7 protein-coding genes are annotated in these 11,843 nt (G+C 62.6%); 3 read left to right on the top strand and 4 right to left on the bottom strand.

The annotated features are described in order from the left end of the window. The first annotated feature begins 660 nt into the window (after positions 1 to 660). The 3 genes from F7O44_RS25435 (at position 661) to F7O44_RS25425 (ending at position 5,587) form a co-directional block, all read left to right on the top strand. The gene (locus F7O44_RS25435) at positions 661 to 2,316 is read left to right on the top strand and encodes an RNA-binding domain-containing protein (protein ID WP_162453114.1); all 1,656 of its coding nucleotides are present in this window, start codon (positions 661 to 663) and stop codon (positions 2,314 to 2,316) included. A 422-nt stretch (positions 2,317 to 2,738) separates the two neighbouring features. After that, on the top strand, positions 2,739 to 5,243 hold the full coding sequence (locus tag F7O44_RS25430; protein ID WP_162453113.1) for an AAA family ATPase: 2,505 nt from the start codon (positions 2,739 to 2,741) through the stop codon (positions 5,241 to 5,243). Further along, positions 5,240 to 5,587, top strand: a complete 348-nt coding sequence (locus F7O44_RS25425) for a hypothetical protein (RefSeq protein ID WP_162453112.1) — start codon at positions 5,240 to 5,242, stop codon at positions 5,585 to 5,587. Before F7O44_RS25430 ends, F7O44_RS25425 begins: the two co-directional genes overlap by 4 nt. Before the next feature lie 78 nt (positions 5,588 to 5,665). On the opposite strand, the gene F7O44_RS25420 is transcribed toward F7O44_RS25425, so the two are convergent. The 4 genes from F7O44_RS25420 to F7O44_RS25405 form a co-directional block, all read right to left on the bottom strand. Continuing rightward, a complete protein-coding gene (locus F7O44_RS25420) occupies positions 5,666 to 6,715 on the bottom strand; it encodes a 5-methylcytosine restriction system specificity protein McrC (RefSeq protein ID WP_162453111.1) in 1,050 nt (349 codons plus the stop codon). A gap of 127 nt (positions 6,716 to 6,842) precedes the next feature. Next, entirely contained in the window at positions 6,843 to 9,242 is a 2,400-nt protein-coding gene (locus F7O44_RS25415) for an McrB family protein (protein WP_162453110.1), read from the bottom strand. Between the two features lie 172 nt (positions 9,243 to 9,414). Then, positions 9,415 to 9,795, bottom strand: a complete 381-nt coding sequence (locus F7O44_RS32110) for a nucleotide pyrophosphohydrolase (protein ID WP_343073918.1) — start codon at positions 9,793 to 9,795, stop codon at positions 9,415 to 9,417. A gap of 44 nt (positions 9,796 to 9,839) precedes the next feature. After that, positions 9,840 to 11,729, bottom strand: a complete 1,890-nt coding sequence (locus F7O44_RS25405; protein ID WP_162453109.1) for a DUF2075 domain-containing protein — start codon at positions 11,727 to 11,729, stop codon at positions 9,840 to 9,842. Positions 11,730 to 11,843: the final 114 nt, after the last annotated feature.

Here is an 11,843-nt window from a genome sequence, read left to right as displayed (position 1 = left end):
CGGCCGACACGAGATTCGGATCATCGAACGCTACCGAGGTCCGGCCAAGGGTGTGAGAGAGTCGCATCCCAGAGGTGCCCTTCCGGGTTGAGGTGTGTGGAACCGTCGCAAGTCCCAGACTCCCAGCACAGAAGGGCATCCTCGCGTTACGCCACGCTCACCCCACCACTCTCATCGGTGGATCGAGGCTTAGGCACAACGACATCCTTCCAGACCGCCCTCACGGACAAGCCAAATCAGATGTCACCTATCCGTGCAGCAGACCCGGCCGTTAACCGGCTGGTGCAAGCAGGCATAGTGCGGCAGGTGAAGGTAGGGCGCCGAAATCGAGCTTCGAAGCAGTAGGACTTCCTGAAGCTTTCACCGGGTTCGAGCGACTACTCGCCAGCCCGGACGCCGACACGCAAGAGCTACCGCCATCGAACCTGAGTGGACCTCGGGAATGACTGTACCGACGTACAGTCACCGGCGTGGGATGCGGCTTGGTGCTGGTCCCGTCCGCCCCGGAGTCCCAAAAGGCACAGTCGAACGGCAGTACGGCAGAAGAACCTCCTTCTTTATCGCCACGCAGCAAAGACTGTCCTCTCCGCGCGCTAGCCTGTTGCGGTGACCGCACTCTGGGTGTTCGCCGATGTGAAGATGATCTGAGAGAACTGAACGATGACTCCCGCTGAGCTCGCTGACGTGCTCGATCGGCTGATCGCCGGTTGGGAGAACGAGGTCGTCGAATTCAAGGTAGCAAGCAGGGACTACAACACGGACAAGGTTGGCGAGTACTTCTCGGCGCTCTCCAACGAGGCCAATCTTAGAGGCGCAGACACCGCCTGGCTCGTCTTCGGAGTCGAGGACAAGTCGCGCCGGGTGGTCGGCACTGACTACAGGGCTAACAACCCCGAGCGTCTTCAGTCCCTGAAGACGCAGATCACCCAAGGCACCGAGCCGAGCGCCTCAGTGCGGGACATCCACGAGTTCGTCCATGCTGACGGCAGAGTCCTCCTCTTCGAGATTCCGCCGGCACCACGTGGCATTCCGATCGCGTGGAAGGGGCACTACTACGCACGGTCGGGAGAGAGTCGTGTTCCGCTCGGCCTGGACAAACTCGACACTATCCGCAATCAGACTCTTGGCTCGGACTGGTCGGCCGCGGTCGTGCCCAACGCTCGGCTCGACCACCTCGATACGGACGCCCTTGAGACTGCTCGGGCTGCCTTTGCCGCTCGGCATGCCCGGATCGACTCAGATGAGATAGCCGCGTGGTCGACACAGACATTCCTCGAGCGCGCGAAACTGACTGTGGACGGTGGCATCACTCGGGCCGCCATCCTTCTCCTCGGCAAGGAGGAATCGGCGCACCTGCTGTCTCCTCTTCTTGCCGAGATCACCTGGAGGCTGGTCGGAGAGGAGCGCGCCTACGAGCATTTCGGGCCGCCCTTCATTCTCACCAGCACGAAGGTTTACGAGCGGATCCGCAATGTCCAGATCCGGATGCTACAGCCCGGCGCCTTGATCCAAACTGAGGTTGAAAAATACGACCGACGCAGCGTGTTGGAGGCGATCCACAACTGCATTGCCCACGCCGACTACACCAGAGGCGCCCGCATTGTCGTGACCGAGCGCATTGATCGGATTGACCTTGAGAACGCCGGAAGCTTCGTTGAAGGCGCCCCGACGGATTATGTCGTCGCGGACCGCACTCCTATGTCGTACCGAAACCCGTTCCTGGTCAGCGCGATGACAGAACTGAACATGATCGACCGGATGGGCTACGGTATCCAACAGATCCACCGGTCGCAGGCACGCCGCTTCCTTCCCTTACCCGACTACGACTTGAGCCAGCCCAACGGTGTGAAGCTCACCATCTACGGCGCCGTGATCGACCAGAATTACAGCGAACTGCTGATGGCGCGCACCGATTTGCCGCTCGGAGACATCCTGGCTTTAGACCGGGTGCAAAAGAAGTTTCCGGTTCCGAAAGAGACCTTGCGCAGGCTGCGACGTGCTCATCTCATTGAGGGACGAATGCCGCACGTGCACGTCTCGGCGATGGTTGCGGCGGCGACAGCGACCAAGGCCGACTACATACGTCAGCGGCCCCAGGATGACGCTCACTATGCGAAGCTGGTCATCGACTACCTAGAGAAGTTCGGCCATGCCTCGCGGCACGAGATCAATACGCTTCTGTGGGACAAGTTGAGCGATGCTCTGGATGATCAGCAGAAGAGGCACAAGATCACAAACCTGCTGACGAAGCTGCGCTCCGAAGGTGCGATCTACAACGCAGGCTCGAAGCAGAAGCCACGTTGGGAGCTTGTTTAGACAGGCACGCCCATACATACGCGTTCTAAACAAGACTTAAACATACGTCCCAGCATTTCCGCAGGTCGGAGCGATGCATGCTCATACTTGGTCGCGGCGGCGATATTGACCCACCCGGATAGACGCAGGAGGCTGAGGGCGCGCGGTGTTGCGGATGGTGGCAATTTACAAGCGAGCGTTGCCGGTGCGGACCTAGGAGCCGTTGCCAGGTCCAGCTGTGCATCGTCGGCGACGAATGGTGAGCGCTTTTGACCCGATCGTGCGTGCGAACCATCGAGATGCGGGCAATCCGTACACCGGAAGGTGTCGATGACGAGGCGGCATCTTCGAGTGTGCCGCATGAGCAGGACGTTCCTTGTGTCCGTGGTCGCTGGTAGGAATGCCCCCACAGATCATCATTTGCGGCGGGTGAGGTGGGGACGATGGACAACGACGCGAAAGGCACACCGGGCAAGATCACGTCGAATGCTGGGGATGTTCACGGCGCCGACGTCAGCCATGACCTCGTGGATACCGTCATGGAGGCGGCTGCCGACGCCCCTGATTTGGATGAGGACGCTCGCCTTCTGCTGTTGTCGGTATTCACCAACGACGACGAAATGCAGGCGGAACTGACCGGCACCGCCCCAGAGCCCAAAACCAAGGCTGTCTCGGCGAGCACGGCCGCCCCGGTCGGAGCTTTCCTGAAGTCGGTCACCGTGACCGGCTTCCGCGGTGTCGGCGTCCAGGCACGGCTCGATTTGCATCCTGCGCCAGGGGTCACCGTCGTCGCCGGTCGCAATGGCTCCGGCAAATCGACGTTCAGCGAGGCCGTGGAAGTAGCCCTGACCCGGACGTCGTACCGCTGGAGCAACAAGAAGAACGCCGCGTGGCGCGCCGGCTGGCGCAACCTTCATCAGGCCGACTCGTGCGGCATCAAGGTGGAGCTGGCTGAGCAGCATGCCGGCCTCACCACCATTGGCGTGGACTGGACGGCCGACTCGGAACTCGACGGCGGGACGTTCTGGACACAGCGCCCGGGAGAACGGCGCGACACCGCTACTGACCCGCTCGGATGGGCTGCTCCGCTGGAGCTTTACCGGCCTTTGCTTTCATATGACGAGCTCGGCGGCATCCTCGAGGCCGGGCCAAGCAAGTTGTACGACAAGCTCTCTACCGTGCTCGGGCTGGGGCCGATCGCCGACGCCGTGGACCAGCTCGACGACATGACCAAGGCAACAGCCGCACCCCGGCGCGAAGCGACAAAGATGGTCTCGCAGCTGCTCGCCGGACTCGACGCATCGCAAGATGCTCGTGCGGCCGAAGCGCACAAGCTCCTGAAGGCGCGCAAGCGCGACCTTGACGCCATCGCGCAGCTCGCCACCGGCGTGAGCACGGCACCGGCCGACGACCTGGCGGCGCTCCGTGCACTGGCTGCACTGACCGTTCCGCCGGTAGACGACGTCCGTGCCCTCGTCGAGAAGTGCGCGCAAACACGTCATGCGCTTGCCGAGCTGTCCGGAACCGCGGCCGAGGCACTCGTTCGCCGTACCGCCTTGCTGAATCACGCGCTGGATCACGTAGCCGTCACCGGCGCCGGTCCGTGTCCCCTGTGCGGCGTCGGCACGCTCGACGATGCATGGGCTGGCGAGGCACGCGACGAAGTTGCCCAGCTGAAGCTGCAGACCGAAGCGCTCGAGAAGGCCGATGCGGCTTACCAGGCAGCGCTACGTCAACTGCGGTCAATACTTCCGATCGCACCACCGGCACTGGAGGCCGACGTCGACTGCGACCTGCCCAGTAAGGAACAGGCAGCCGACGCTTGGCGCGCTGTGCGCGATGTCGACGTCACCACTGCATCCGGACCGCAGGAGTACCTCGACGCCTACACCACCCTCGCAGCGAATGTGGCTGAGCTGCGACAGGCAGCCGAGGCCGAACGCCAACGACGCGAGGACCTCTGGGCGCCCCTGGCGAGCAGCCTCGCCGAGGTGGTCGGCGCGCTGCGGAGGGCCGACGACGCGGACCGGCGTGGCGTGACGGTCAAAGCGGCTGCCTCATGGCTGAAAGAGCACGCCAACCAACTGCGTAACGAGCGCCTACGCCCCATCTCCGACCATGCGCAGCAGATCTGGGCCGAACTGCGACAGGAAAGCAACGTGGATCTCGGGCCGATCGAAGTGGCCGGCACCAATACCCGGCGCCGGGTCGAGCTCTCCGCCGAGGTCGACGGTCACGAGACCGGGGCGCTCACCGTCATGAGTCAGGGCGAGCTCCACGCCCTTGCCCTAGCACTGTTCCTACCGCGGGCGACGTTGCCGGTAAGCCCGTTCCGGTTCGTCGTCGTCGATGATCCCGTGCAGGCGATGGACCCGGCCAAGGTGGACGGCTTGGCCCGGGTCCTCGAGCGGCTCGGGCGCACCCATCAGGTCGTCGTGTTCACCCACGACAACCGGTTACCGGAAGCAATCCGGTGCCTCGGAATCGATGCGCGGATCCTTGAGGTGCATCGAGCCGAAGGATCCAAGGTCGAAGTAGTCAACGCCTCCGACCCCGCGCAGCGCTACCTGTCCGACGCTCACGCAGTCGCCCGGGATCCCGGGGCAGACGCGGAGGTCCGGCGGCGGATTATCCCCGTGCTGTGCCGGCTCGCCGTCGAGAACGCTTGCCGTGAGTTGTTCACGGCCCGGCGCTACGCACACGGTATCGGTCGCGACGACGTCGAGGCGGCCTGGGACCAAGCGCGGACGACTCGTCAACGGGTTGCGCTCGTACTGCATGACGATCCCGCAGCCGACTTGCGCCCATGGATAGCGCGCGGCAGTCGGCGCAACGGGGCGATGCAGGTCATCGGCCGCGACAGTCATCACGGCCTGGAACGCGATGCCGTCGGCGCCGTTGGTGACGTTCGCCTGTTGGTCGACGACCTCCGCTCGGAGGCGAAATGACTGCGCCCGACCCCGATCGGCTGCTGACACTGGCCGACCAGATCCTCGCCGGAGACGTTGACACACCACGGGCCCGCTCGTCGCGCTCAGCAGCGATCCTCGGGCGTACAGCGTTGGAGCGGCTCGTCCAAAACCTTTGCGCCCGTCACAGCTTGGAGGTGTCGGCCGCTTCCATGCGGGTTCAGCTCGCCTGCCTTTCGGCTGTGGCCCCGTCCATCGCCAGCGACGCCAGCATGGCATGGTGGGGACTCAGCCGAGCCTGCCACCAGCACGCGTACGAGATCGCGCCCAGCCACGACGAGGTCCGGCGGTTCCTCGCCCGCGTCCGCCAGCTCAGCGGGTAACGCCCTGGACACCAGCTTGAACAACGCAGGCAGCACCAGGGCTCGCAATGTATACCGGTCACGTTCTACTCGACACTGCTACACCAACGTCGTGCTGCGCAATGTCGAGATCCTCCCGGCCAAGGCTCCAACCTGACCGAGAATCTCGCCGGGTGAGCCGCCAACGTCGAGAGTTGTCACGACCAAGCGTCGTCCAACATGGATGATGTCGTGAATGGCCTCATCTGCTTCACCAGCCGCATAGATGAGCAGGCCGCTTGGCAGGTCGGCGGCGATCACGTAACTGAGCAGCTGATAAATATCCGGGTGGTGGATTCCGTGCTCGCCGATCCGTTTGTACTTCAAGTCTCCAACGAATCGGCAAGTGCCGCCTTCCCACCACGAGAGGTCAGGCTTCAACTTCACACTATGCGCCAAATCCAAGCGAAGCCTTTTGTCACCCTGGGGGAACTCCTCCTCACGCAGCCCAAGTGCGTCGCGGAGCGCCACCACAGCGAAGTTCTCAAAGACCTGGTTCATGTCAACCAGGAACCCTGTTGATCGGATCGAGCCATCGTGATGCTCGAATGTGGTAGCCCGCAGGATCAGGCTGGCCAGCTCTACTGCCGGTCGGTAATGCTGATTGAGCCGAGTCCATTGGATCTCCGGTAGCCGACGCGCGTCGTACGGCATGGTGGTGACCTGTGCGAGCGCGACGTCGTACGAACACAATGCCGACCTCGACGTTGATGATCGTATTCGCAGCCGACTTAACCGGTGGATGGCCGCCTTGATCAGCCGATTGACGTCGATGTCTTCGGTGAAATCGTCGTAACGGACCTCGACCGGCGGAGAGATGCCGTGCCGACGTCTGATCTGGTCACCGATGCGAATACGGCCTCGCACCGTCGACAACGATTCCTCCTGGGTTCGGTAGCCCTGAAGCAGTCCCGGGCGAAATGCCTGGCGGACCTGATGGACGAAACCGGGGATGACTGCCTCCAGAAGCGAATCTCTTTCGGCGAATTCGAACCCAGTTTTTCGCCAGCGCGATGGATCGAGCGCGTACGAGATCAGGAACAGCACGTTCCCGACGGGAATTTTGGGGCTGATCTGCACCGCTAACGAACCGATCTCTACCGCACCCACCGTCGATCCAGGCGTTAGGTCAAAGGAACCGGATGTCCCCGGGGTGGGCGCCACCTCGAAATCTTTAATTGCGCGCAGGCCATCCCGTTCCTCAGGCGAAAGGGAAACAGCCCGAGCAGGTTGGTGCTCAGTCAGTCGCAGACGCCGCATCGACATCCTCGCGGTCCGAAGCCACCTGACTCATTACGCTGCGGCGCACACTCTCGTAGGTGAATTCCTTCCAACGCTCAGGTTCGCTGAAAAAGTGCTCTTGGACGTACGGCTCGATCGAGTGGCTCCAGATCAATTCGACCGATTCCTCATCGAGGTGATCCTTGAGGAAATGACTCGGCCCAATGGCCAGGTCGCGATCGTCCAGCTTCTTGTTGGCCTGATCGATCATGTCTGCTACCCATTCCAGGCCAGGCCGGTGCTCGCGCAGCCATCGGCGCAGAAGCCCATCGATCGGCGGCTGTGAAGGCAAGAACGGAACAAAATGGAAGCGTCGCCTCAGCGCGGCGTCGAGCAACGCGATCGTCCGATCCGCAGTGTTCATCGTCCCGATGATCCACAAGTTTTCCGGCAGCGCGAACTCCTCGTCGGAGTATTGGAGTATGACGTTCCGCTTGCGATACTCCAGAAGGAAATACAGCTCACCGAATACCTTCGCGACGTTCCCGCGATTGATCTCGTCGATGACGAGGACGAATGTCTCCTCAGGCGTAGCAATTGCTGTTTCGGCGAGTTTCCGAAGCGGCCCGTGACGGAGTTTGAATCCCGGCGATCCGCCTTTCAGCTCGGTGGGACGATAGCCCTCGACAAAATCCTCATACGCGTACGACGGATGAAACTGGACGAGCTTGACTCGATTCTGGTCGCGAGTGAGGGCTGCAGCGAGCTCCTGCGCGACGTACGTCTTGCCCGTTCCAGGTGGCCCGTAGAAGATGACCTGTCGCTTGTCCTCAAGCAACCAGCGGATCCGTTCCAGCCATGCGACGTCGATCAGTAGGCGCTCAGCCAGTGTCTCGAGAGTCAATGCACTTATGGTCGAGGCTTCTTCCTCAGCAGCTTCGTCGCCTTCCTCCGCGAGCTCGCTGCCTCGGTAGCGCCCGAGCGCCCGGCGCTCGTTCGCCGGAAGGTCGACCTGGTCAATAGGCCAACGTACGACGAGCCACAACACCGATTGAGCATCCAACCGGTCGCGGAGTTCCAGTCCTCTGGACGACGCCTCGCTGGCCAGCCTGTCCAGGAAGGCCAAGGCGTGTTCGTAGACCTCCGCTTCATCGGAATCGACCGGCGGCCGTTCGTACTGTGTCAGGTCCATGGCCTTGTTGAATGGTCTGGTCTGATAGATCGGATATTGGGCGGCATCAACAGCCATCATGAGGAAGGAAGCGAGCGTCGTCCGCGATCCGCGCCCGCTGACGACGTCCTCCGGTATCTGGCCGAGGAAGTCTCGAACGCGCTGGACAGCTGTGCGTTCCGGTTGCCACATTGCCTGCAACGCGAGCCGAGCTGCGTCAAGCTCGGCTGCGCACCAGTCCAGTAAGCGCCTGTACGTGTGGTACGACATCAGGTTGTTGGGCGGCCCGAAAGCCTTCTTGAGCGGAGCCAGCCACTCTGTCCCCGCTAGCAGTGCGTCCCTGGTCTGGGTCAGGCGTTCCACGATCTCATGCCTGTAGTCGCGCTCGAGCGAGTCGAATTCCGCGGAGTCGTAGAAGCGGCTAGCCCAATGGATGAACTGTCCCCACAAGCTTGTATCCGGTTGCCACTGCCGCCGGATGTCCGGATCCCAGAAATCGAGTTGCGCGCCGTGCTCCTCTGCCAGCTTGTGTCGAACCTCGGCAAGCTGTCGGTCGACGTCTTGCGTCGGGTCCGACACCAGCTCGGAGAACGTCTTCGCGATTCGCGCCTTGGCGTCCCTTGACACGCACCGCTCGAAGGTGGCGGGATGGACCAGATGTAGAAGCGCTTCACGCTGCGAGTGCGCGCCTCGCGGCAGCGCAACGTCGTACAGAAACTCGCGGAACGCCCATGGTTCTTCCAGCAGCTTTTCCTGCTCTTTGCGCTCCTGCTGTTTCCACGCCCGCGCAAACTCGATGATCAGAGCAAGCTGGAAGGGCCGGTACGTATTGAACGCGGTGCCCGTGGCTGCGAAGCCCTGGTCTAGCGCCGCGTCCAACTCGCTCGGGATCGCTGCGGTCACTGGTGCCGCCCAGCTGAGCACCTGGTTGATGAGCCTACGTTTGGTTTCCCCTTTCGAGCTCGTCGGTGACGCAACGAGCAGATGGACGTACAGCACCTCGCCCATCAGCTGGACTGTCTGCGGAGATGCCCCATCAAGCTGACGCTCGAGCTTGACCTGGAAGGCGTCACTGGTCTCGTCCGGACTGCGAACAAAACGCTCATTCAGCTCATCCAGTAGCGCCTCAGTCCAGATGGCCTCACCAGGTGTGAAGAGCGAGCCGTCGCCGCGAAGTGCCTCGGCCACCCAGCGTTCAGCAGCTCGGTAGACGACTTCTAGCTCGGGACGATGCGACCGCACCATGCCTGTTCCCCCTCTTCAGTTGCGCAGCAACGCTACAGAAGACCCCGACTTTAGCTATTGGTACACAGATCGTCTACGAAAGACGTGCGGTGGATCTGGCCGCTTGGATCAACGGTTCAGCCGCACGGAGCCGATGAAGATCGGCCTCCAGGACCGCGGTTACCCTGGGCCGCTACTCAATTCGGGCGGGCGGGTAGCGGCGCGAAACCTCGTCGAGCTTCTTGTGCGCAGCGGCGATGAGATCCACGTCGAGCGCGGCGGCCAGCTGAACAAGATAGTTCGTCACGTCCGCAAGCTCAGAGCGGATCCGGTCCGCTGCCTCGGCGTCGGCCGACATGACAGTCGCGGCTTCGTCGGGCGTGAGCCATTGCAGTTCCGCCACCAGCTCCCCCACCTCACCCGCCAGCGCCATAGCCAAGTTCTTCGGCGTGTGGAACTGCTCCCAATCCCTCTCGGCAGCGAACGCTGCAAGCCGCCCAGTCAGTTCGGCGAGACGGTCGTCCGGATCGCCAGAATTCGTCGAGCGAGCCACAGCTCCGTCGGATTCACTCACGTATCTATGTCTACCAGGGCAGCTTCATCGGCCGGGCACTTCGTTCACGCCGATGTCCGGACACGAGCCTGTTCAATCAAGCCCGCCAAGAACTCCCGGGTCTCGGGATCAGTGGCGTAAAGGACTGTGCCGACCATCCCGCGGGTGAGGAGCACCTTGTAGATGTGACGAACGAGGCGATCGAAGTCCTCGTCGCTCACAGCATTGCGGCTGCGGAACGACGGGTCGCGGTTGGCGCTGCGGTTGGTTCGCAATCGACCATCCCGGGCAATCAGATCGGGACCGATGATCACGCCTGACCAGTCGTACTCGAATCCTTGAGCTGTGTAGATACACCCAACCTGGCCGAAGCCGGCGGGATCGGTGGCCCAGTACGAACGCCCGGGTGCGCCGCCAACGGAACGGTCGCTCTTGGCGTTCCAGGGCCGCGCCCAGTCGTCAATCTGAACGTCTGCGACAAGTGTGCCGTCGTCGCGGGGATCGCTCCACGGCCAACAGAACCCCGCCGACATCCGCGCGGAGAATCCCTCGTCAAGCTTGCCCGCGAGAATCGCCTCGAGCTCCATCGGCGAGTCGGCCACCTGCACCTCGAACCGGTCGTCGCCTTCCCATGCGACCGGGCCGCCTGGATCAAGGCCGAGTAGGTACCTGACCCATCGCTCGTAACTCGCGCTACCACCGCAACGGAACTGACCTTCGAGGTCGACAGGGTGGACCTCCAGATTCCGACGACGCGCGGCCTCGTAGATCGCCTCGACCGAGCCGATCTCACCAGGTTTCACCACCTGGTGTTCATCGAGGAGGAAGACCGGCACCCGGGCGACCGAGATCAGCTCGTCGACCTGAGGTCTTCCGGTCCGTTCGGCTGCGCGGGTGAAGCGGTTGGCCGACGTCTCCCGGATACGGTGCGCTTCGTCGGCGATAAGGACGTCGAAGCTGTTCGGCTCAATGCTCATAAAGCTGTTGAAGTACTTGAACAGATTCTTGAGCCGCGTAGAGCCCTTGCCGGCATACCGGCGCAAGGTCTCAGTGAAGGACTTCGACCCAGTGGCATGGATGACGGTCCTGCCCTGGCGGGAGAGCTCACCGAGCAGCGAAAGGGCAATGACACTCTTACCGCTCCCCGGCCCGCCTCTCACGACGACCACGCGCTTGCCGTCCTGCCGATGTGCCCGCTCCACCGCATGCAACACCAGCTCGTAGGCGAGCCGTTGCTCGCTCAACAGGGTGAACTGCTCGCGGTTCTTGATCTCGTCCGCGGCTACCGCGAGGAGTTGGCGGCTGGGCCGGATCGCGCTTGCCATGAGCCGGTCGGCGGCGGGCGCACCCGGCGACGGGTCGAGATGCTGGCGGAGGTATTCGAGGAACTCGCTCCTGCGCTGCGCCGTGAACATACGGCTGTGCTCGTCCTGGCGGAGGCTGAAGAGAGCCTGCACGCCGTGGTCGGTGGCGTTGTGAAGGTAGACCACCCCCTTCACCGCACCTTCTTGACCGTTGAGCGAGGCTGTGAAGTCGATCAAGTGCTCGCAGTATCCACGTACCTGGATGGCCGGGTTCAGCCTTGGACCGCCACGAGTTCCTTCAGCGAGCACCAGCTGGTCGTCGTCCTCCCAAGCCTCTGCACTGCTCCATTGCTTCAGCTCGACCACCACGTACGAGTCGTCACCCGTACGTGGGTCGGTGCCCGCGAGAATGACGTCCACGCGTTTGCTGGTCAGTGGCAACCGATGCTCGATAAGCATCTCGACGGCGCCAAGATCGGCATCAACGAGGTCACGAGCAAGGATCGGGAGACTGCGATCCCACGAGCGCATCTCCGCATCCGAAACCCGCGCACCCGTTGTGTACCGGACGTGCTCTGAGATGCGGACCGCCAACGTGCCCTCAAGTGCCAGCGCAGCCAAACCTTCGGCAGAGACGCGAAACGCCGACATCGGCGACAGAACCCCCAGGGCAGCACGAAGTTACTCGTGCGGGTGGGGGCATATCCGCCGATAAGCAGAAGCCCGTCGGGCCGCAACCTTGCAGACACGACCCTAGCTGACGAC

This window comes from Phytoactinopolyspora mesophila, from assembly GCF_010122465.1.
Taxonomy (GTDB): Bacteria; Actinomycetota; Actinomycetes; order Jiangellales; family Jiangellaceae; genus Phytoactinopolyspora; species Phytoactinopolyspora mesophila.
This window is presented reverse-complemented; position numbering and strand designations above follow the sequence as displayed.